This is a genomic window from Cohnella sp. (assembly GCF_041641335.1).
In the GTDB taxonomy this organism is placed as follows: domain Bacteria; phylum Bacillota; class Bacilli; order Paenibacillales; family Paenibacillaceae; genus Cohnella.
The window spans coordinates 1-20,925 of sequence record NZ_JBEPYQ010000116.1 but is presented as its reverse complement, the minus strand read 5'-3'; the positions used below and the strand labels follow the sequence as shown (position 1 = coordinate 20,925).

Annotated in this window: 19 protein-coding genes; 2 read left to right on the top strand and 17 right to left on the bottom strand. The window is 58.1% G+C overall.

All coding sequences use genetic code 11. The annotated features are described in order from the left end of the window. Positions 1-17: 17 nt before the first annotated feature. Positions 18-461, bottom strand: a complete 444-nt coding sequence (locus tag ACESLM_RS27040; RefSeq protein WP_372636852.1) for a hypothetical protein — start codon at positions 459-461, stop codon at positions 18-20. Positions 462-555: 94 nt separating this feature from the next. Between ACESLM_RS27040 and ACESLM_RS27035 the strand changes: the two genes are divergently transcribed. Next, positions 556-1,521 carry a type III pantothenate kinase gene (locus ACESLM_RS27035; protein WP_372636849.1) on the top strand — a complete coding sequence of 322 codons (966 nt, stop codon included), beginning with the start codon at positions 556-558 and terminating at the stop codon, positions 1,519-1,521. On the opposite strand, the gene ACESLM_RS27030 is transcribed toward ACESLM_RS27035, so the two are convergent. Beyond that, positions 1,484-2,785 (bottom strand): DEAD/DEAH box helicase, encoded by a 1,302-nt coding sequence (locus tag ACESLM_RS27030; protein WP_372636846.1) that lies wholly within the window; start codon positions 2,783-2,785, stop codon positions 1,484-1,486. The genes ACESLM_RS27035 and ACESLM_RS27030 overlap by 38 nt on opposite strands. A gap of 285 nt (positions 2,786-3,070) precedes the next feature. Between ACESLM_RS27030 and ACESLM_RS27025 the strand changes: the two genes are divergently transcribed. Then, the gene (locus tag ACESLM_RS27025; RefSeq protein ID WP_094047117.1) at positions 3,071-3,226 is read left to right on the top strand and encodes a DUF1540 domain-containing protein; all 156 of its coding nucleotides are present in this window, start codon (positions 3,071-3,073) and stop codon (positions 3,224-3,226) included. A 309-nt stretch (positions 3,227-3,535) separates the two neighbouring features. On the opposite strand, the gene ACESLM_RS27020 is transcribed toward ACESLM_RS27025, so the two are convergent. From ACESLM_RS27020 to ACESLM_RS26950, 15 genes are all read right to left on the bottom strand, one after another. Then, the gene (locus tag ACESLM_RS27020; protein ID WP_372636843.1) at positions 3,536-5,056 is read right to left on the bottom strand and encodes a gluconokinase; all 1,521 of its coding nucleotides are present in this window, start codon (positions 5,054-5,056) and stop codon (positions 3,536-3,538) included. 42 nt (positions 5,057-5,098) lie between these two features. Then, positions 5,099-5,347 carry a hypothetical protein gene (locus tag ACESLM_RS27015; RefSeq protein WP_372636840.1) on the bottom strand — a complete coding sequence of 83 codons (249 nt, stop codon included), beginning with the start codon at positions 5,345-5,347 and terminating at the stop codon, positions 5,099-5,101. A 4-nt stretch (positions 5,348-5,351) separates the two neighbouring features. Continuing rightward, positions 5,352-6,575, bottom strand: coding sequence for a Ger(x)C family spore germination protein (locus ACESLM_RS27010; protein ID WP_372636837.1), 1,224 nt, complete (start codon positions 6,573-6,575; stop codon positions 5,352-5,354). Continuing rightward, a complete protein-coding gene (locus tag ACESLM_RS27005) occupies positions 6,572-7,684 on the bottom strand; it encodes a GerAB/ArcD/ProY family transporter (protein ID WP_372636834.1) in 1,113 nt (370 codons plus the stop codon). The genes ACESLM_RS27010 and ACESLM_RS27005 overlap by 4 nt, the downstream gene beginning before the upstream one ends. 10 nt (positions 7,685-7,694) lie before the next feature. After that, on the bottom strand, positions 7,695-9,326 hold the full coding sequence (locus ACESLM_RS27000) for a spore germination protein (protein ID WP_372636831.1): 1,632 nt from the start codon (positions 9,324-9,326) through the stop codon (positions 7,695-7,697). A gap of 28 nt (positions 9,327-9,354) precedes the next feature. Continuing rightward, positions 9,355-10,455 (bottom strand): GerAB/ArcD/ProY family transporter, encoded by a 1,101-nt coding sequence (locus ACESLM_RS26995; protein ID WP_372636829.1) that lies wholly within the window; start codon positions 10,453-10,455, stop codon positions 9,355-9,357. Positions 10,456-10,730: 275 nt separating this feature from the next. After that, a complete protein-coding gene (locus tag ACESLM_RS26990; RefSeq protein WP_372636826.1) occupies positions 10,731-12,248 on the bottom strand; it encodes an ABC transporter substrate-binding protein in 1,518 nt (505 codons plus the stop codon). 7 nt (positions 12,249-12,255) lie between these two features. Next, positions 12,256-13,017, bottom strand: coding sequence for a response regulator transcription factor (locus tag ACESLM_RS26985; protein ID WP_094047130.1), 762 nt, complete (start codon positions 13,015-13,017; stop codon positions 12,256-12,258). After that, the gene (locus tag ACESLM_RS26980; RefSeq protein ID WP_372636823.1) at positions 12,992-14,752 is read right to left on the bottom strand and encodes a sensor histidine kinase; all 1,761 of its coding nucleotides are present in this window, start codon (positions 14,750-14,752) and stop codon (positions 12,992-12,994) included. The genes ACESLM_RS26985 and ACESLM_RS26980 overlap by 26 nt, the downstream gene beginning before the upstream one ends. Before the next feature lie 149 nt (positions 14,753-14,901). Then, positions 14,902-16,410, bottom strand: coding sequence for an ABC transporter substrate-binding protein (locus ACESLM_RS26975; RefSeq protein WP_372636820.1), 1,509 nt, complete (start codon positions 16,408-16,410; stop codon positions 14,902-14,904). A 94-nt stretch (positions 16,411-16,504) separates the two neighbouring features. Then, positions 16,505-17,434: a carbohydrate ABC transporter permease gene (locus ACESLM_RS26970; protein WP_372636817.1), complete on the bottom strand. Its 930-nt coding sequence runs from the start codon at positions 17,432-17,434 to the stop codon at positions 16,505-16,507. Positions 17,435-17,448: 14 nt separating this feature from the next. Then, a complete protein-coding gene (locus tag ACESLM_RS26965; RefSeq protein WP_372636815.1) occupies positions 17,449-18,393 on the bottom strand; it encodes an ABC transporter permease in 945 nt (314 codons plus the stop codon). 407 nt (positions 18,394-18,800) lie between these two features. Then, entirely contained in the window at positions 18,801-19,409 is a 609-nt protein-coding gene (locus ACESLM_RS26960; protein WP_372636812.1) for a DUF4304 domain-containing protein, read from the bottom strand. 87 nt (positions 19,410-19,496) lie between these two features. Next, on the bottom strand, positions 19,497-20,684 hold the full coding sequence (locus ACESLM_RS26955) for a VWA domain-containing protein (protein ID WP_372636809.1): 1,188 nt from the start codon (positions 20,682-20,684) through the stop codon (positions 19,497-19,499). A 125-nt stretch (positions 20,685-20,809) separates the two neighbouring features. Continuing rightward, on the bottom strand, positions 20,810-20,925 hold a 116-nt coding region (locus tag ACESLM_RS26950; protein ID WP_372636855.1), incomplete at its 5' end, for a zinc ribbon domain-containing protein.

The following is a 20,925-nucleotide window of genomic DNA, read 5'->3' as shown; positions in this document are numbered from 1 at the left end:
CGTCGGCTCCGTCCTCGCTAGGCGCCCTCCTCGTCCGGCTCGAGCCGGAGCAGCTCCATCTGGACGAAGCCACTCGTGTCGAACTCGAGCTGCCGCGGCTCGACCGGCGCTCGGGTCCCGGGCTCGCTCGGGACGAACTCGAGGACGACCCGTTCGTCGCCCTGGACGAGGGCGTAGACGAGGAGCTGGTCGGGCCGGGTTTCGAACTCGAGGTGCTCGAAGGAGTCGACGTTGATGCAGATGGCGAGGGGGGTGAAGTAGGTCGAGACGTCCGGCTTGTCGGCCACGATCCGCTCCACCCAGCCAGTCCCGCTGGCGACGAGCTCGCGCCCCCGGAAGTAGCGATAGCCGACGGTCTGCTTCAGGAGCGGCCGGAGGAGGTTCTGCATGTCGGTCCGGGAGGTGACGATGCCGCGGTTCACGAAGAACTTGGCGGGCAGGCTTGCGGCAGGCTCCTCCACGGCTCCTCTCCAGCGGGACTGGTGGTTCGGCGACGTCCTTCGTCGACGGCGCGGCCGTCGACGGCGGCGATGGTAGCGCACCGGATGGGCGCCGATGGGGCCCCACGACGGAGCAGCAGTGTCGTTCGATGTGGTGTCGCTGCCCCTTGTGGCCGTTCCTCGAACCGGGCGTCGGCGGCCGAGGCCCGCCGGGCGGTTCGCGCCGGCCGGCGACGAGCCCAACAGCCGCGGCGCGTATGATCGGGGCATGCTCCTCGTCGTCGACGTCGGCAACACGACCCTCAGCCTCGGCCTCGTCCGCCACGGAACGCTCGTCGCGACCCGGCGGGCAGCGACCCAGCCGCGGGCGACGCCCGACGAGCTCGAGCATCTCCTCGACGCCCTCCTCCGACTCGATGGCGGCAGCCTCGCCGAGGTCGACGCCCTCGCCGTTGCCTCGGTCGTGCCCGTGGTCACGACCGCTCTCGAAGCCATCGCCGCCCGCCACGACCAGCCCCTCTTCCTCGCCGGGGCCGGAACGATCCCCATCCCCGTCCGGGTCGAGCGGCCCCACGAGGTCGGTGCCGATCGGCTCGTCAACGCCCTCGCTGCCGCCCGGCTCTACGGCCGACCCGCCGTCGTCGTCGACTTCGGGACGGCGACGACCGTCGACTGCGTCGCCGCCGACGGCGCCTACGTCGGGGGCGCCATCGCCCCCGGCCTCGAGCTCGCCCTCGAGGCTCTCGCTGCCCGGACGGCGAAGCTCCCTCGAATCGAGCTCCGGACCCCCGAGCGGGTCATCGGCCGCGACACGGTGAGCGCGATGCAGGCCGGCACGATCTTCGGCTACCAGGCCCTTGCCGGAGGACTCGTCGCCCGCGCCCGCCAGGAGCTCGCCGCCGAGGCGGGCCTGCCACTCGAAGCGGTGAGGACGATCATGACCGGCGGCCTCTCGCTCGCCCCCTGGGCTCGGGACGTCGAGGGGATCGAGGTCATCGACCCCGAGCTGACCCTAAAGGGGCTCGCCATCCTCTACGCCGAGGTCACCGGCGGCGAGCCGCTCCGACTCGGTCTCGGCTGAGGCGCTCTGGCCGTGACGAGGGCGCCTCGCGACCCCCAGGAGGATCGGCGCCGGACCGACGGACGACAGTCGGCCGCCGGCGCTCGTCGCCCGGGCGCCCGTAGCCGCCGCCGGTGCGCGGGCCTTGCAGCCCTCCGCCGGATAGCGGCGCGCCTTCCGGGCTTCTGCGTTCCATCGCCATCTGGATGCCGTTCTCGATATCCGCGAACTCCCGGCGATCCTTCGGCGCAATCAGCGTAATCGCCAGCCCTTTCTCCCCCGCGCGGCCTGTCCGGCCGATCCGGTGGATGTAGCTCTCCACGTCGAGCGGAACATCGTAGTTGAACACGTGGGTGACGCCCTCGACGTCCAGCCCGCGCGCCGCGACGTCCGTAGCGACCAGCAGCTGCAGCCTGGCGTCGCGGAACCTCTTCATGACCTGCTCCCGCTTCGCCTGAGACAGATCCCCGTGCAGCTCGTCCGATGCATAGCCCATCTCCTGCAGCGCCACGTTCAACGTATTGGCCCGGCGCTTCGTCCGGCAGAAAATGATGCTCAAATACGGCTGAGTCTCCTCCAGCAGCTTCACGAGCGTCTCCTGCTTGTTGCGGTCCGACGTCTCCACGACCCATTGGCGAATATCCTTTACCGTCACGCGCTCGGCCTTCACCGTCACGTGCTGCGGATTGCGCAGAATGCGTCCGGCCATCTCGCGAATCGCCGGCGGCATCGTCGCCGAGAACAGCATCGTCTGCTTCTTGTACGGCGTCTGACGCAAAATATCCTCGACTTCCTTCAGGAATCCCATATGCAGCATCTGATCGGCTTCGTCCAGCACGAGCATTTTCACGGCTTCCAGCGAGATCGTCTCGCGGCGCAGGTGGTCGAGCAGCCGTCCCGGCGTCGCCACGATCAGATGCATGTCGCCCTTGAGCTTATGCAGCTGCGCTTCCACGTCCTGACCGCCGTATACGGCCAGCACCTGGATGCCGTCCTCCGGCTTCAGCAGCTTCTTGATCTCCCCGGTAATCTGGATCGCCAGCTCGCGAGTAGGCGTCAGAATAAGCCCCTGCACCTGCGGCACGTCCGTTCTGATCTTGTCCAGCATCGGCAGTACGAACGCCAGCGTCTTCCCGGTACCCGTCTGCGCCTGGCTGATCACGTCATGCCCGGCCTTGACGATCGGAATCGTCTCCTCCTGCACCGGCGTCGGCTTCGCGATGCCCATTGCCTTCAATATGTCTACGCGTCCCTCGGACACGCCCAATCCCGTAAAATCCGTCACCCGATCCACTCCATCCTCTTAGTCCCTCGATCCGCCGTAAGTCTGACCTCATCCGTTCCGATTCGAACCCCGGCTAACCGTTTCTCGACATTCCTTTCTATCCTACCACATCAGGCTGCCGCACATGTACTTTCTTGCGCATTCACGTCTGCGACGACCAGCTTGCCCCGTTCCAATTGCACGCGAAAAAACCCGCACAACGTTTCCGAAAAGGAAAGTTTGCGGGGGCCCCCACGTATAAAGCCATTGGCTTGGACCATCCTATTGAGAGGAGGTGAGCGAGCCATGGCCAAAGACGTACTGTGCGAAGTGAATTCCTGCAAGTACTGGGGTCCGGGGAACGAGTGTCACGCTTCTTCGATCTACGTCGTGAACAACCGGAACAAACAAGCGTCCCATTCCGAAGAGACCGATTGCAAAACGTTCGAACCGAAAATGTAATTCGTGCGACCACACGGAGCATAGCATAACGGTTCGGTCCGGAAGCATTTCGGGCCCAGGGGCTGTCCCATACCGAGTCGTATCGAACGATTATCGGTTGCGGGGCAGCCCTTTTCTCCACGATTCAGAAAATATAACATCCGCTATCCCTATCTGAATCGTCTTCGACAAAACGCCTTCACCGTCCCAGGGACGCCGAAGGCGTTTTTGTTTGGGCTCCTCAGTATTGTATCCAACAATGAGAATTATTATCACTATCCGACCGTATTTTTTCGACTTTCCCCGCGGAGCGCAGAATCGCCGCCGACTCTAATCGTAGCGAAGCTTGCGCTGAAACTGCGCCAATTCCGCGAACCGCTCCGGCAGAACGTCCCTCGTCCGCTCGTAAATCCCGAACAGCTCCCGATAGATACCGTGCCGCCGGGAGTCCGGCTGCAGCCGCTGCGCGATCGGCGCCCACTCCTTGGCGCGGCTCAGATCCGCCAGCTCTCCGAGTCCCTGCAGCGCCGTCATCGCCGCGCCGAAAGCCGAGGCTTCGGTCACGCGGGGAACGCCGACCTCTTGTCCCAACATATCGGCCAGCATCTGCAGCCATAGCGGCGACTTGGCGAAGCCTCCCGAAACGCGAATCTCCGAGGCCGGGCCGACCAATTCTCGCAGCGCTTCCGCAACCGACAGCACCGCGAACAGAACGCCCTCCAGCCCGGCGCGGACGAAATGCTCGCCGCGATGACCCAGATTGGCGCCGATATAAGTGCCGCGCACCTCCGCGTTATAGATCGGAGCCCGCTCTCCCGACAGGAAGGGGAGGAACAGCAAGCCGTCCGCCCCCGGGCCGACCCGGGCCGCTTCTTCCAGCAGCTCCTCTGTCGTCTTGGTCCCGCCGAACAAACCATTTTTCATCCATTGAAGCACGATAGCTCCGTTATTGGTCGCGCCTCCCACGACATACGATGAATCCGCCACGCTGTAGCAGAACGTGCGCATTCTCTCGTCCGTCGCCGGCTTGTCCGTCATCATCCTCACTGCCGCGCTGGTGCCGATCGTAATCGCCAGATCCCCGGCCCCGACCGCTCCGACGCCCAGGTTGGCCAGCGCTCCGTCGCTGGAGCCGAGGAAGAACGGCGTCTCCGGCCGCAGCCCCATTTCGGCCGCCAACGTCCGATCCAGCCCCTGCATCCGGTACGTGACCGGCCGCAGCTCGGACAGTCTGCCGGCGTCCAAGCCCGCCACGCTCAGCGCCTCGTCGTCCCAAGTCAGCGTATCGAGCCGCAGCAATCCGGTTGCCGAAGCGAGCGAAGGATCGACGACCCACTCCCCGAACAGACGGTGAACGACGTACTCTTTAATAGATACGAACCTGCGGGCGTTCGCCCACACGTCCGGCCGGTGCTCCCGCAGCCACACAAGCTTAGGAAGCGGCGACATCGGATGAATGGGAGTTCCCGTCCGTCTATAAATCTCGAGCCCGCCCGGCCTCTCCTGGATCAACCGGACCTGCGGCTCGCTGCGCCCGTCCGCCCAGGTGATGCTTCTCGTGAGCGGCCGCCCGCTGTCGTCGACCGCGATCACCGAATGCATCGCCGAGCTGAAGCCGGCCGCGGAGACGTCCTCTCTGCTCAGCCCGCTCTGCTCCAGCGCCCCCCGTACGCTCTGAGCAAGGGCGTTCACGATCGTCTCCGGCTCCTGCTCCGCCCAGCCCGCCTGCTCCTGCAGCAGCGGATATTCGACCGCGAAGCTGCCGAGCTGCTTTCCGCCTTCTCCGAACACTACGCTTTTCGTGCTTGTCGTCCCGATGTCGATGCCGATGATGGCTTTCCCGTTGTGCATCCGTTCCCGTTCTCCCCCGTGCTTTGACTTTGACTCCGTTAGTTATACCATACCATCCAACAGGGCCAATATCCATTGTCCGATCGGAAAGAACAGCCAGCCGTTCAACTCGGCGACCGACCCGGTCGGCCAATGCAGCAAGCCGGCCATATTCATGTAGGCGCACCAGGCGATCAGCGCGATGTAGATTCCCCGGTCGATCTTCCTGCCTTCGCGCCGGAGAGCCCGCATCCCGAGCGCCAGCAGCGTCGCGTACCCGACAGAGTACATGATCAGCTCTTCCATACTCACGCCCCTAATCCTTTTCCGTCAAAGTTCTGAACGACTGGTTAGTCAGCCCCATCCGCTTGATTGTGATATGGACCGAAGGCTCGATCCGAATCTCCGCCAAGCCCGACGGCCAATTGTTCTTCATCCGCTTCCAATCCTTCGGATACTTCCGATGAATCGCCTCGGCGAATCCGACGACATCGATGTTCATCTTCCGGGCCGCCTGCCACGCGGTCTCGATCATATCCGTTATCTCCAGCTCCAGTTGGCTCTCTAGTTGACGAGCGACCGAAGGCTCGCTCAGTTCCTTCGTGCAATCCGTCTCGAGAAGCTGTCCCTCTCCCTCCACCTCGATTTTCATCGTGAAGCCGTCGCCGTCCTTCTTCGGCGTCAGCCGCGTCGAAGAGCGAGTCAGCTTGAAGGCGGAGTCGATCTTCTGCTTACCGCCCTGCCCGCAAGAGAAAGGAATCGTCGTCGTCTTGATCCGGTCGCGGATGAAGGCGATCCCGAGCGCTTCCTCCCGGGTCATCCAGCCCGCCATGCGATCATTCTTGAAGACCGCCAAGCGACCCAGCCGCAGCTTGGACGATAGCGAGGTTTTGCTCAAGGCGTCGGCCGAGCTTACCTCCTGCCCGCCGGAGATGAGTATTTCCGGTACGATCGCGCTCTTGGACGGGCTGACGATCGACAACGCCAAGTCGTATATTCTTACGTTCGGCAGCGCGGAGAACTCTTCGGCTTCCTTGCGCAAGGTTTCTTCGATGCCGTCGCCGGGAATAATCTGGATCTGCATCAGCTGCTCTAATATTTTGCGTGCATTCCCCTTCGCGACGAGCACGCTCACCGTCTCCCGCGAATCCGGATTGCGAAAATAGACGTCCAACAGAGGCGACAGCCCTTGCCGGGCGGCCGCTTCGCTGACCACGACGACGCGGGTATGGGAGAAGAAGAGATGGCGCGGGCTCTCCAGCGTGCTGCGCCCGACCGCCTCGCGGATCGTTTTCCCTTGGGTCGAATAGACAATGATCGGCAGCTTCGACGCTCCGCCTCCCGTCACGCTCACCGCATTCGAGATGGCGGACGGAATGACGACCTGGTAGGAGACGCTCCACTCGCCGTCTTCCCAATCGACCGCCGTCGCCGAAGTAATCGCCAGCTCGTTCAGCTCCGTCCGATCCCAGCAACCGGCCGCTCCGAAGCTCGCGACGAGCAGCATCAGCAGCGAAACGAACCGTTTGGCCGCCCTCATGGCGACTCCCCTGCCGAAGCCGGCGGGCGGCGCTTTATTTTCAAGCCGAGCCATAGAAGGGCGGGCACGATCACGTTGCACGTAATCAAGAAGGCCGTCGATACGGATTTCTGATAATGAAGGAACGTCGCTTCATCCGACCAGGAATACAGCGAATGCAAGAAAATGAGCAAGCTGATCGTCCAAAGAAAAGGCTTCGCCGCCTTGATCCGAAGCGAATGCGTGAAGCAGTGGACCGTGCCGAATACGAAAATGCACAGCTTGACGTAGACCGTTGCGACCCAGACGCAGATGAAGATCAGATCCACCCGCTCCACGAAGCTCCCGTATTTAATGATTTCGGCTGCGGCGAACGCAGGATACGCCATAATGCCGGGCAGCTCAGGACCGAATTGAAGCAGCACAAGCAGCACGATTAACGACAGCTGGACGGCCGCCAGAGAGACCCCCGCGATAGCAATGGCCGTAGAGCGGCGCGGCTTGCTCAAGTAGGGGGCAAGAATGAACAGAAGCGAAGCTTCCGACAGCCATCCTACGGACGGAAGCCCGCTCTCGACGAGGCGCGGAAGCGGAGCGTCCCCGATGGGGAACAGGAATTGGGGCTGCATCTGATTGAGCTCCAAGCCGATCCCCAGAGCAAGAAACATAATCATCCCCACATAGACGAGCGCGCTAATCCGCGCGATGACCTCGATGCCTCCCGACGCCGCGTAGACGGCAATCAGGATCGGTACGGCCGAGAGCACGGCCACGGGCGTTTTCTGCAGCAACTCGTTGGACAGGAAATTGACGAGCTCCCGGATCGTAACCGAAGCGACGGAGAGATAGTATTGCGCCAGCAGAAGGCCCGCTATGACGCTTACCGCCCGGCCCAACCGGGAATCCAGCCAGGAGAAGAAGGAGACTCCAGGATTCATTCGCGAGAGCGAGCCGTAGAGCAGCGCGAAGCCGATGCCCAGCGGCCACGCCGCAAGCACCGATAACCAGGCGTCCTGCCCGGACGCCCCGATCGATACCGTGGGAATAACGATGGCGGCCGTCGGCGTAATGGCCATCGAGATCAAAACCGCCGCCTGTATAGAGCCTATCTTCTCAGGATTTAACGGCATGAGAGATCTCCTAAAATTTCGATTTTCGGCCCGGAGGCTTCGGCATCTGGTCGTCGCCTTGGCGGACGAGATTGCTTCCGTCGGCGATCGTCGGGGGACGCTTCTTCATGACCCAATGGGGCATGCGAACGAACGTATCCTTCCAGTTGGTCCAGACGAAAGGAGCCAGAGGTGTCAGATAAGGGACGCCGAAGGAGCGCAGACTCGCCAGATGAATAAGCAGCACCATCAAGCCGGACATGATTCCGAACAGTCCGAGCGTCCCGCCCAGAATCATCATGACGAACCGGATCAGCCGGGCCGCGATCGACATATTGATCGCCGGGATGACGAAGCTGGCGATCGCGGTGAACGACACGACGATGACGATCGCCGCGGAGATCAGTCCGGCTTGAACGGCGGATTGCCCGAGCACGAGAGCCCCCACGATCGAGATCGCGGGACCGATGACCTTGGGCATGCGCACCCCCGCCTCGCGCAGCACCTCGAACGTGATTTCCATCAGCAGAGCCTCGACGATCGCCGGAAACGGAACGCCCTCCCGCTGAGCCGCCAAGCTGATCAGCAGCGGAGTCGGCAGCATCTCCTGATGGAATGTCGTAATGGCGATAAACATCGCGGGCAGCAGCATCGATACGAAAAAAGCGACGTAGCGGATCAATCGCAGAAAAGTAGCGATGTCGTACCGTTGATAGAAGTCCTCGCTCGACTGGAAAAACCGGACGAACGATACCGGAGCGAGCAGCGCGAACGGAGTGCCGTCCACGATAATGGCGATTTGCCCTTCCAGAATGCCCGCGGCGGCCGCGTCGGGCCGCTCCGTATTCTCGATCGTAGGGAATGGCGTAATCGGGGCGTCCTGAATAAACTCTTCGATATACGCGCTTTCCAGAATGCTGTCCGTATCGATCCGGTCGATTCTTCGCCGTACTTCCTCCACGATCGAGGCCTTCGCGATGCCCTGGAGGTAGACCAGCGCGATCTGCGTCTGCGTTAGTTTCCCTAGGGTTTTTCTCTCCACCCTTAACCGCGGCGACTTGATCCGCCTTCGAATCAAGGAGAGGTTCGTCTTGATCGACTCCGTAAAGCTCTCTTTGGGGCCGCGGATGACCGTCTGCGAGCCGGGCTCCTCCACCGCCCGCTTGTCGCCTCCCGAGGTGTCGGCGGCCAGGGCTGCCGCGCTTCCTTGCAGGAATACGATCGTTTGTCCTTCCAGAATGCAGGCAAGCGCTTCTTCCGGCGTGCGCATCTCGTGCACGCGGCCGACCGCAAGCACCCGGTCCCTGACCGTCCGGTACCATTCCTCCGACGATTTCCCGGACCGGGATTCGCCGATCTCCGACATTAACGGATGAAGCAGCATCTGGTTCACCATCGCGGAATCGACCAGGTTATCGATATAGATGAAGGCCACGACGACCGAATCCGTCCCCGCGGCGTCGATCTTGCGAATCGTGAGATCGTCGCTCCCGCCCAGCTCCGCCACGATTGTTCGCAGGTTCTCGTCGACGTCCTTGGACAGACCTTCTTCGAGATCCCTCGATACGGCTTTGCCGCTGCGACCGTCTTGCTTGACGGCCTTCCTTTGCTGCGAACTTCCTTGATCTCTCTTCCTTCGAAAGAGGACGTTCCACAGCTTCATCGAAGTTCCTCCTCTGCGCGAGAGTCGTTTAAGAGGGCGTCCTACCGTTCTTCTCGAATCGCGATCGAATCATCGCCGCCAACAAGAGCAGGACGGGAATTACGATCTGGAAGATGGGAAAATGGTACTTCAGATTTTTCTCGAAACCGAACCAGATATGCTGCATATAGCTTCTGAACGCCATGGATCCCGCGAACAGCAGCGCCCCCACGGGAAACAGGGCCGCGTACCGGCCGATTCGGAACAAGCGGGAGAAGAGAAGCGTCGTGCCCAAGTAATAAAACGTCATCTTCATGAACACTCCTCCGAACAACAGCAATGCGACGACAGGATCGAGCCGCTGGATGAAATCCGCCGTCTGCACCAGACTCACGATCTGAATCAGAGGAACGACGCTGAATTCCGCCAGTGGCCCGAGACTCCCCAGAATGAAGATCGTCGTGACGACAATGAACGTTCCCGAGAACAGATACGAGAGCACCGTCGTTCTCGTCGTCCCGCCTCTTCGGTCCGCGTATTTCCAGAAGAGCAGGAACAGCACCATCTCCCCGAACGGAAAGGAGATCAGCTCCGGAAGCGCGGATTCGATCGGCTTCTTCAACCCGCTGTCCAGCACGGGCATGAGACGGTGGGCGTCGAACAGCTCCGTCCCCCACAAAGCGACGAAGAGAGCGATATAGACGAACACGATCATCGGCAGCAAAATCTGAGCCACTCTCGAAAACACCTCTATGCCTTGAAACACCGCATAGGCGGCTATGACCATGAGGATCAATAAAATGAACCATAACGGGGTGGACGGGAGCAGGTAGAGAATCATCAGATCCCCGAACTCCCGGACGTTCCGGACCGCTTTGTATCCGAAATAGACGATATAGACCGCCGTCAGAAGACTCCCCGCGACCTTCCCGAACGATCGCTCGATCATATCGAACAGATCTTCCTCAGGCATCCTGCGGTAGAGCTGCAGCGTCACCAGAAGCAGAAGCAGCAGCCCCCCGATCATCCCAATCAGGACGGAGATCCACGCATCCGCGCCCGCGTCGCTCGCAAGCAGGAACAGCGGCGAGCTGCCGATCTGGAACAAGACGATCATGGCGGCCAATTGGGATTGGCTGATTCTTTCCATCGGCAACCTCGGTAGGGGCAATTTTACCTTACTATTTCCAGTCACATGGCAAACCATTCCTCTTCCGCGCCCGTTCAACTTGCCGCCCGCCCTTCGCAGCCCCCCGAACATGCGAAAGAGGCCGCCCGGTCCTTCGACCGCGGCAGCCTCCATCTCCTGTTTCCTTCCTGTACGTCTTTAACTCCAGGAACAGCTCGTGATAGTTCGAAGCTTACTAGCGAACCAACGGTCTTCCGCGGTTCTCAAGGCCGTGCCTTTCTCGTCAACCAACGCCGTTAACGGGCCGCTCGCCAAGCGTCGAGCTGCCTTTGCACTTCGGCCCGCACCTCGTCGATGCCCGCCTGCCGAAGCTCCTGATTAAACTTCGGCAGCATGGCATCCACGTTCAGACTGCCCGTCATCAGGCCGGGAAAGTACTTCTCCCACACCATCTGAATGTTCTTCACTTGAAGGGGCATCCCGGACAAGTCCGGGGTAAAGCCCAGCGTGCCCGAATAGACCGCCTCTTTGTTGCTGGCGCGGAACTGTTCCCACTTGTCCAGGGGATCCGGGAACTGTCCGCCCATCGTCTTCAGAATGAACCAGTTGCCCTGGGTATACTGCACGCCGCCGTAGCTGGGCTGAGCGTCCGGGATCGGGTTGCCGCTGTTGTCCGTCGGCGGGATGGGCACCACCTGGCCTTTGCTGTCGAGCGTGTAATGCACGCCCTCGATTCCAAAGTTGAACAGATTCCGCACCTCGGGGTCCGTGTTCAGCAGATTGAGAAACTTAACGGCCTCGACGGGGTGCTTCGTATCCGCGTTGACGGCCATAACCCCTCCCCGCATCGATTCGGTCGTAATCAAGGCGGAAGTTACAGGGTGAGCCACAACCTTGTAGCCGCGATCCTTGCTCCAGCTATTGTCCGACAGCGGCCCGCCTCCCGCAGCTTTCCAGAATACCAGATCTCCCCGCTTCAGCCCGGGACTCTCCCGCAAAGACGCATCCTCGTTGATATAGCCTTCCACATAATAGCGCCGCAGAAGATCCAGCACGTTCCGGGCTTCCTCGGTCTCGAATATGCTCACGACCGGAGAATCGGGTTCCTGGCCCCGGACCATGAGCGGGAGCGTCTTCTCCGCCACGTAGTGGTAGCCGTCCAGAGCGAAGAAGTTTTGCGAGCCCTTGTCCAGCTCCATCGGCTGATAATCCGGCTCCTTCTCCTTGATCATCTGCAGCAGCGGCTCCAGGGAAGCCAGCGTCGTATATTCGGAGATGTCGATCCCGTACTTCTTGACGAGCGCCTCCGGGTACATCCAATGGTCGCGAACGGCCAATTCCTTGTTGGTCGGCACGCCGTAGATGCCGCCGTCGTCCATCTGCACGCCCTTCCAGAGGATGGGGTCGACCGCTTCGTACATGTCCTTCCCCGCGCTGGTCAGATAGTCGTTCAGCTTAAGAAACGCGCCGCGTTGCGAGTAGGTCGTGTACTCTACGGCGAAAGCGATGTCGAAGGGAGTTCCTGCCGACACGAGAGTATTCAGACGCTCTTCGTACTCTTGCCAGCCCACCTTGACATAAGTCAGAGTCACGCCGATTTTCTTGGCCAACACCTCATTGATCTTGTCGTTCACCATCTGAAGGTCTTTGTCGGAATCTCCGATCGTGTAATAGATCAAATTCACCGTATCGCCGCCCGTCGCGGCATGCCCGCCATCGCCGGATGTCGAGACGCAGCCGGTTAGAGACAGCGTCAGCAGCAGGACGAGCGTGAAGAATGCGGCGGGACGGCTCGAGTTCCGTCGTTGTCTCATGGCGGCGTTATTCCTTTCTCCGCAATTCCGAAGGCGATCTGCCGAAATAGGCCTGGAAATGAGAATAAAAATAGTTCAGATTGGGATAGCCGACGGAAGGCGCGATGGACGCGATTTTCTCGTCCGTGGTCATAATGCGTTCACGGGCCCGAAGCATCCGGTACGCCATTAGATACTCCGAGAACTTCTTGTGCGTCTCCTTGAGGAAGAGCTGCCCCAAGTACGTTCCGTTCATCCGAAATCGCTCCGCAACCGATTTCAGATTCAAGTTCTGCGCATATTCCGCCTTGACGATCAGCAAGATGCGATTGGTCAGCTTGGATAGACTGTCATAACGCACGCCGAGCACCGGGTCGGTGTCCACGTCGTCGCGATCCGCGCCTGCCACCGTGCCGTTCAGATCTTCTACGATGATTTTCTCGACCAGATGCTGCAGCTTCGTCCGATCGATCGGCTTGAGCAGATAATCCTTGGCGCCGCAGCGGATCGCCTCCAACGCGTAGTGGAATTCGCCGTATCCGCTCATGATAATATACTTGGAAGGAAGACGCAGCTCGTTGAGCTTGTGAATAGCATCGTAGCCGCGCTGCTTGCCGATGCACACATCGAAGATCGCCAAGTCCGGCAACAGCTCCACCGCCTTCGATATCGCTCCTTCATACGTCTGGCTCGTCTCAATGCGGCCAAAGCCGTATTTTTCCCAATCCAGCGTCCGCTTCATGCCCTCCAGAATCTGCGGCTCGTCATCTACGATCAGCAGCTTGTACATCCCCAATCGCCTCCTTGGATAGGATTACGGATATTTTAACGCCAGCTTCCTCGTTGTTGTCGATCTTCATGGAGAAACCCGCCCCGTAGAAAAAATGCAATCGGGTATACACGTTGCGCAGGCCGATGTTGGTCACCGGGTTATCGTCGCCTCTGGAGAGCTTCCTCCTGATTTCGGCCAATCTCTCCTCGGGAATTCGGTTGCCGTTGTCCACGATCTCCAGCATGAAGCAGGTCTCTTCCTCCCAGCCGTTCACGATGAGCAGATTAAACTCGCTCTCCGGGTTGAACCCGTGCACGAAGAAGTTTTCCGCCAGCGGCTGCATCCAGAACTTCACGGTCGGCAACGAAAACAACGTCTCCTCCACATTGAACTGGTAATAGAACCGGCTCGGATATTTAAATTCCATAATTTTCAAATATTTCTGAAGCAGAGCCAGCTCGTTGCCCAGCGAGATGATATTGTCGTTCTTCACGATATCGCGATACAGTCCGCCCAAGGTGGCAATCGCATCGGAAGTGTAGTCCACGCTGTTGACAAGGGCGGAAGAACGGATAACCTCAAGCGTATTATATAAAAAGTGGGGATTGATTTGAGCCTGAAGCGCCTTCATCTCGGTTTCCTGCTGCTTGAGCTTCAGCAGATAATTCGTACGGATATGCCGATCGAGCTGATGGATCATATCGTCCAGCTCCCGGGCGATCATTCCGTATTCGTTTCTGCGGTAGCGGGCCGGGCTGACCGGCGTGAAATCCGCCGTTTTCGCGCGTCCGATGGAAACGATTATCCGCCGCAGGAAGTTCGCATCCTCGCGCAGATTGTAGACGATCAGGAGCAGAACGCTAATCATTGCAGCCAGCACGATAAGAAATACGACGAGCAGCACGTTCGCCTGCCGATGGATCAGCGTGGCCGCATCCACGATGCTGACGAACTGATAATCGAACTCGTTGGATTTGAACTTTACAAAATAAGCCCGGTTCGCCAATCCCGTAGCGAGATAGCCTTGCGCGCGTCCGTCCGCCGCTACCCGGCGGACCAACTCCTCCGTGCCGCGGTCGCCGCCGGCGATAACGTAGACGTCCCCGGAACCGCTGATTGCCGCCGCTTCATCCAGAAGGGAATGCTGAACCGTCTGGAAAATCCGTTCGCTGCTGACGAGGAATCGAAGCTCGCCTAACTGGCGGGAAATTTGATTCGGATCCGAAAGCTTCTTACGGTAGACGAATCCTTTGTGAATCGTCTTGCGGAACGTCTCGTCCGTATTGGGCAGACGAAACAGGAAGCTCATATTGCCGCTGCTGTCGAAGCTCACGACGTTGCCCTCTTGCTCGGTATGCAGGCTGATCTGGGTGATGTCTCTCCGGCCCCCGTTGCCCAGGAAGGATCGAATATCCTCGGGAAAAGACACGAGCGGCCGATTGAACTGGCTGCCCTGCAGCCTGCTCGTCAAATAGCCTTCCGCATGATTGCCCAAGAAGCTGCGAACGTCGGACACCAGATCGCTGTTGGAGTATACCCGCTGCATGAAGGCTTCGATTCGGTCGGCATCGTACTGAAGAGCGTTCTCCACCCGGGAGAACGCTCCGGCGGCCTCGTTCCGGGAATTGCCTATCCATTGATCCAGCAGTACCGCGCAGGTAACCGCGCCCAGCGCCAAGCCGATGAACACCACAAATACCGCATATGCAACGAACTTGCCGCGATAGATTTTGATTCTCATGAAGGAAAGCATGCGGCATCTCCTTTGCAACAGGTTTTTGTCGCGCCCTACCGCTCCACCATATAACGTCTTGATCGTTAAAAGCAATCCCGCATATTGTGCCAGAAAACCCGAACGGCTATCTCCGTTCGGGTTTTCCGGCTATTGATTCCATGCAGGTCTTACTTGAAATACGTATCGATTTGCTCTTGGGCGGCAGTCATCAGCTTATCCAGGCCGGCGGCCTTCAGCTCCGCAACGATCCTCGGCACCATCTTCTCCGGATCGGAAGCGCCGGTCAGCAGCTCATAACGATATTTGTCCCATACCGCTTTCGTATTGGCTACCTCGGTGCCCAGTTCGCTGATGTCCAGCGCAAAGCCCAGATTCGTCGAGGAGGTCGCTTGATCGTTCAGCTTGCGCACTTGATCCCACTGATCGACCGGAGCTCCTTTCGTTACGGCCAGGTTGAAGAACGTGCCTTGCGTATAGGCGGCCAGCGGCCACGTATCGGAGGTGCGCTCGATCACTTTCTCGCCGTCCACATTGTTGTAGTCCACTCCCAGCTGGCCGAAAGCCAGCATATTGCGCAGCTTCGAATCCGTATTGACCAACTGCAAATATTTCAACGCTTCGTTCTTATATTTAGAGTTGGCGGAGATGGCGTTCAGAGAGCCCTGGATCGTGCTCGTCGTATAGATCGGGCCGAAAATCTGGAACATCGTATATTTCTCGACGCCGCTGGTGATCTGCCAGCTCGCTTCCGCGCCGGGGAACGCCTGCGCCGCGAAGAAAGGACGGGCTCTTTCCGCTTCGGTCTTGGTCGGCGCATCCGGATTGATGATGCCGTCCTTGTACCATTGATGCAGCTGCTTGAGATCGTTCATGACGTCCGGCTGCTCCAGCACGGAGACGGCTTTGCGGGAAGCGTCGTCGACTTTGACTCCGATCGGCGGCAGACCGAGCGTCATATCGTCGTAGCCGTTGAAGAATCCGTTAAATCCGTCGCCCTGGGTGAGCGACAGCGGGTAGAAGCTCTTGCCTTCGCCGGCCTTCATGTCGCGGAGGGGTTTATCGAGATCCTGCAACTTCTTGATACTGCTCGTGTCGATGCCGTACTTCTGAATGTACTTATCGTCGAACACCCAGTATTGGGTCAAGGAGGAGTCCTTGTACGTCGGCACGGAATAGATTTTCCCGCCGATTTTCGTTCCGTCCCATACCTTCTGAGGAATGAAGTCATAGAGATCCGGCGTTTCGCTTTGCACCAGGTCAGTGAGATCGGCGAACGCGCCCATGTTCACTTGCTGGCTGTATTTGCTGTTGTTCGTGAACATGATGTCGAAAGGTTCGCCGGTGTTCACGATCGTATTGATCTTCGTATCCCAGTCGCCCCAGTTGGCTACCTTGATGTCGATTTTCACGCCGATCTTCTCGGCCGTGTATTCGTTCATCGCGGCAATCGCTTTATCGAAGTTCGCGGGCACCTGGCCGCCGATCGTCCACCATACCAGCGTAGGGACTTCGCCCGAACCGGCAGATTGGCTTGCTTCCGCCGTCTGCGTGCCGGCGCTGGAAGGCGAGCTGCTAGGCTCGGATTTGGAATTCGAGTTCCCGCAGCCCGCAAGAGCGGTTGTCAGCAGTGCTGCGGCGGCGCCCATGGCCAGCCATTTTTTCTTCGTCTTTGTCATTCTCAATTCCTCCCTTTGGTATCTTTCTTCCTTCCCGCCGTCCACAGCTGGCGGCGGGTATCATAAACCGGACAAATTCCGGCTTATTGCGGGGTTAACCTTTCACGGCGCCTATCGTCAGACCGGAAATAAAGTATTTCTGGAAGAACGGATAGGCGATGGCCACGGGTACCACGATGACGATGGCCACGGCCATACGGGCAGATTCCTTGGGCATCGTCGCGACAAGCTCCGCATAGCTGATCCCCATGCTGGAGGCGTTCCTGGCCAAGGCGTCCACGTTGCTCATCAGACTGTTCAGCAGAGCCTGCAGCGAGTACAGGTTCTGATTGTCGATGTACAGCATCGATTGGAACCAGTCGTTCCAATAGGCGAAGCAGAGGAACAAGCCGATGGTGGCCAGCACCGGAAGCGAAATCGGCAGCACGATCGAACAGTAGATGCGCAGCTGGCCCGCTCCGTCAATCTCGGCGGATTCGATCAGCGCGTCCGGTATCGTGCTTCTGAAGAAGGTTTTGCAAATGATGACGTTGAAGGAAGAGACGGCCAGCGGAAGAATCAGCGCCCACACCGTGTCCTTCAGCCCCAGCATATTCGAATTGATATAGTAGCTGGACACCAGGCCTCCGTTGAACACCATCGGAATGAATACGATCCAGGTCAGCAGCCCTTTAAGCTTGTAGTTCGGCCGGGAGAGTACATATCCCATCGAAGTCGTCAGCACGACGCCCAGCACGGTGCCGAGAGCGGTAACGAGCACGGAGACGCCGAGCGCCCGGGTGATCATCTGCCCTTGCTGGGCAATGTACTGATAAGCTTCTCCGGAGAAGGCCTTCGGGAAGAGACTGTAGCCATCATTGCGGATGGACTCCTCTCCGGTCAGCGATATGGACAGCACCACAAGGACGGGGATGAGGCATAACAACGCCAATAGGATAAAAATAAGATGAAATCCCCAGTTCGTGACGGCGCCGATTCGGTTGAATTTGTCGAGGCCCGTCTCGTATCCCGCTCCTGTTTTCATTTCCCGCTCCCTCCTTACATCATGGCGCTGTCCGGATCGACGCGGCGAACGACCCAGTTGGCCAACAGAATGGTCAAGCAGCCCATTACCGATTGCACGAAAGCGGAAGCGGAGGCCATGCCTACCGTTGCCGTCTTAAGCTGCTTGTACACGAGAACGTCTATCGTAGTCGCTACAGTGAACAACGAGTTGGAATCCCGCGGCACTTGGAAGAACAAGCCGAAATCCGTGTAGAAAATGCGGCCTACAGCCAGGATGAACATCATGACGATGACCAGCTTCATGAGCGGCAGCGTAATGAATCGCGCTTGCTGCCACTTGGAAGCGCCGTCGATGACGGCCGCCTCATAATACGTGCTGTCGATGCCGGTGATGGTGGCCAGATAGACGACCATTCCGTAGCCCAGGCCCTTCCACACATTCATGAAAATCAGAAAGTAAGGCCAATATTTGGGCTCCATATACCAATTCACGGGATCCGCGCCCAGGCCGGTCAGGAATTGATTGACGATCCCTTTATCGAAGCTGAGGAACGACCACACAATGGCGGACACGACGACCCAGGACAGGAAGTACGGCAGGAACATCATCGTCTGATAGATTTTGCCGGCCTTGCCGCTGTGCAGCTGACCGATCATCAGCGCCAAGATGACGGGAATCGCAATGCCCAGAACGATAAAGATCATATTGTAGCCCAACGTATTGCGGATCACGACCCAAGCGTCGTTCGACTTGAACAGGAATTCGAAGTTCTTGAATCCGGTCCATTCGCTGTGAATGACGTTGCTTAGAAACCCTCCGTGAATCTTGAAATCCTTAAAAGCGATCACGAGACCGAACATCGGCAAGAAACAGAACAGGATATACCAGACGGTCGTCGGCAAGGCTAGAAGCGTCAGCTCGGTGTCCTGTGTGCGCCAGCGCGTTCGCAATCGTTTTCGCCCGCTCTTCGTGTCCATGTTAGCCACCCCTTGCATTTGTCGCATTTTCTTGTACGCGCTTCCATCGTTCTGCAAGCGCATTCATCCGATTGATGTCATTGTATATAAAATCGTTAGCCCCATTCCAGACAACAAACCTAAGAACGTAGTCAACAAACGTTAGATTGCTTGATTAAGAGGGTCATGCGTGAAAAAAACTGCGGCTGGTCAATTGACGTACATTAGCCTGCGCGGAAGGGTCACGCAGGCCGTTAGAAGGGAGCGAGTGCTCGATTTGGCGCGTGCAGATGATCGATCAAGAAAAAAGTGCATGTATCTCGAAGATACATGCACGCAAATTCTCTATCGACTTCAGACTCCCGGACTCAGATTCCCGATCGCGATGCGGGCTTGTTCAATCGTTTGCTTGACGATTTCGGTCAAACTTATGAATACCCAAATTCCACTCCGAATTGTTGGTAGATGGCTCTATATTTATTTTCGAATATCGTCCAACGTTTTTCTGTCCCGTGCTTTTCCTGCAAAGCCTTCAAGTAACGTTTAGCCGCAGCTACATCATTCGATTGCAAGAGCAACTGAAAGCTCTCTTCGCCTAGATGCAGGAACGGACCCGCAGTGTAGTAATCTACAATCGATCTGGCGCTGGTCATCGTACCGTAGAAATGAATTACTTCTTCTAATCCATGGAGCAGCGTTGTCCTCAAATCGTCTATATTCGTGTCGGGAGCGATGGCAAATCGATCCGGCGCAGACTTCGCAATCTCCTCGATTCTGGCTCGGAAATGACAGTCCGCTTCATGGGGAGCTGTCAGGACCACTTTCGATTGTATCCGTGCCAGCTCCCCCGCATAAATCCCGCAGTTCACGTAAAACATGACGTTATCGGAAGAATTGCCGGCTGATTTCTGGAAGTTAAGGATATAGATAAGGTCGTCTTCCGGCTTGCTGAAGTTCAGGCCCTTCTTGGCGAAGCCATGCTTGGATAGGAGCGGCTTTACATCATGTTTAATAAGATCGTTTAAAATCTGCTGCATGATATTCCCTCCGTTATCTTAAGACAGCTTAACGAATACAACTACAGCTCTGATGGACGAGCATCAGAGCCGGTTTCGCTCCTAAGGTTAGCCTTTAAGAATGCCTTTGCTCCGCGCGGCGCGCAGCCAGGACGGAAATTCGTTGAACAGTCGGTCGTAGAGCTCCCGGTCGGACACTTCATCAAGGTCGTCCAACGCGAAGAAGTTACAGTTGTCGACTACTCGGCCTGAGAGGGTATCGAACTCCTCCAAAATCCCGTAGTCTGCCTCGCCCAAACCGACGAATTGCCAGAATAAATTGTACTTGGAGCTCTGAATAATCAGCTTGGCAATCCGATCCGAATAGTAAACGCCGCCATCGCTAAAAAATACGATAAAGACCGGAAGACGATCATCGGGCGATTCAACGGTATATTTGCGTATAATGTCTTTCATGACGTCGGGCTCGTTGTTGCCGTATCCCAGCTCATCTTGGAAGTCCTCGTCCGAAAAATAATAACGATCGACATACCCTTCGAACTGGTCGGCTCTCACGCTTGGCGTTCTGGCCGATTCGTCGGCGAAAAACCAGACGTCCAGCTCCCCATCGTCATCCATGCTAGCGGCGACCGCAAGCACCCGCTCGAATGCACGCTGTATGGTTCCCTCATCATACAAGTGATACATGGAACCGGAAGCGTCAAACACGACGGCGACTCTGGCCTTCTGCGAGCCGATCCCCTTCTTCTCTAGCGAAACCCGCACTTCTTTTTTGAGCAGATCGATTTTGCTGAGATTAATCCTGGATCCGGGTGCCGACTGCGAAGAGGAGGCTGGCGATTTGACCGGAGCCGATGCTGCAGCCGCAATCTGCTGCGCGGTCTGGCTGATGTTATCGTCGTCTGCAACGTCAACGCCGTGCGCTTCGGCCAAAGGCTTCAGACCGCCGTTAAAGCCGCGGCCCACCGCTCGCAGCTTAAACTGCGATTGGTAACGATACAGCTCGACGAACACTAAAGACGTCTCGCGAGTCGCTTCCTTAATTTCATATACAACGGTCTGTCCGCCAATACGCGCGGTAACAGAACAGCCTGACACGTCTGCGAACGTGCCGGGACCATCCAGAGTAGCCGCGAACACACATTTTGCTACAGCCGACGACAGCTTGTCCAAGCGGATCGTAAAGGTCGCCGAACGAGCAGTGGTGGAGCTCAATTTCACATGTCCGTGAGGATCGGATGGCTGATTGTAGAATACAAAGTAATCATCGGAAGCCACTTTGCCGTTAGCGCCCACATTGAACACTCCCCCACTTACGCATTTGCGTTGAAGTGGGAGATTCTTGCGTAATCACCTCATCCGAAGTGAAGTTGAGCAAGCGATCCCTGCGGTTCCCGCAGTTCTTGTTGACCTGGAAGCTTCTATTCGTTTGTCAGGAGCAAGATGTTCTTGGCGGCATTCTCGTCGCGATCATGCACCGCGTCGCACGATCGGCATTGCCACGTTCGTACGCTTAGGTTTTTAACAGCCTTGTCGA

Coding starts and splice junctions, on each gene's coding strand:
- ACESLM_RS26980 (WP_372636823.1), bottom strand. CDS start 14,752: ATGCTTTCCTTCATGAGAATCAAAATCTATCGCGGCAAGTTCGTTGCA.
- ACESLM_RS27035 (WP_372636849.1), top strand. CDS start 556: ATGGGGCCCCACGACGGAGCAGCAGTGTCGTTCGATGTGGTGTCGCTG.
- ACESLM_RS26995 (WP_372636829.1), bottom strand. CDS start 10,455: ATGGAAAGAATCAGCCAATCCCAATTGGCCGCCATGATCGTCTTGTTC.
- ACESLM_RS27025 (WP_094047117.1), top strand. CDS start 3,071: ATGGCCAAAGACGTACTGTGCGAAGTGAATTCCTGCAAGTACTGGGGT.
- ACESLM_RS26985 (WP_094047130.1), bottom strand. CDS start 13,017: ATGTACAAGCTGCTGATCGTAGATGACGAGCCGCAGATTCTGGAGGGC.
- ACESLM_RS26970 (WP_372636817.1), bottom strand. CDS start 17,434: ATGAAAACAGGAGCGGGATACGAGACGGGCCTCGACAAATTCAACCGA.
- ACESLM_RS27005 (WP_372636834.1), bottom strand. CDS start 7,684: ATGCCGTTAAATCCTGAGAAGATAGGCTCTATACAGGCGGCGGTTTTG.
- ACESLM_RS26990 (WP_372636826.1), bottom strand. CDS start 12,248: ATGAGACAACGACGGAACTCGAGCCGTCCCGCCGCATTCTTCACGCTC.
- ACESLM_RS26965 (WP_372636815.1), bottom strand. CDS start 18,393: ATGGACACGAAGAGCGGGCGAAAACGATTGCGAACGCGCTGGCGCACA.
- ACESLM_RS27000 (WP_372636831.1), bottom strand. CDS start 9,326: ATGAAGCTGTGGAACGTCCTCTTTCGAAGGAAGAGAGATCAAGGAAGT.
- ACESLM_RS26960 (WP_372636812.1), bottom strand. CDS start 19,409: ATGCAGCAGATTTTAAACGATCTTATTAAACATGATGTAAAGCCGCTC.
- ACESLM_RS26975 (WP_372636820.1), bottom strand. CDS start 16,410: ATGACAAAGACGAAGAAAAAATGGCTGGCCATGGGCGCCGCCGCAGCA.
- ACESLM_RS27010 (WP_372636837.1), bottom strand. CDS start 6,575: ATGAGGGCGGCCAAACGGTTCGTTTCGCTGCTGATGCTGCTCGTCGCG.
- ACESLM_RS27020 (WP_372636843.1), bottom strand. CDS start 5,056: ATGCACAACGGGAAAGCCATCATCGGCATCGACATCGGGACGACAAGC.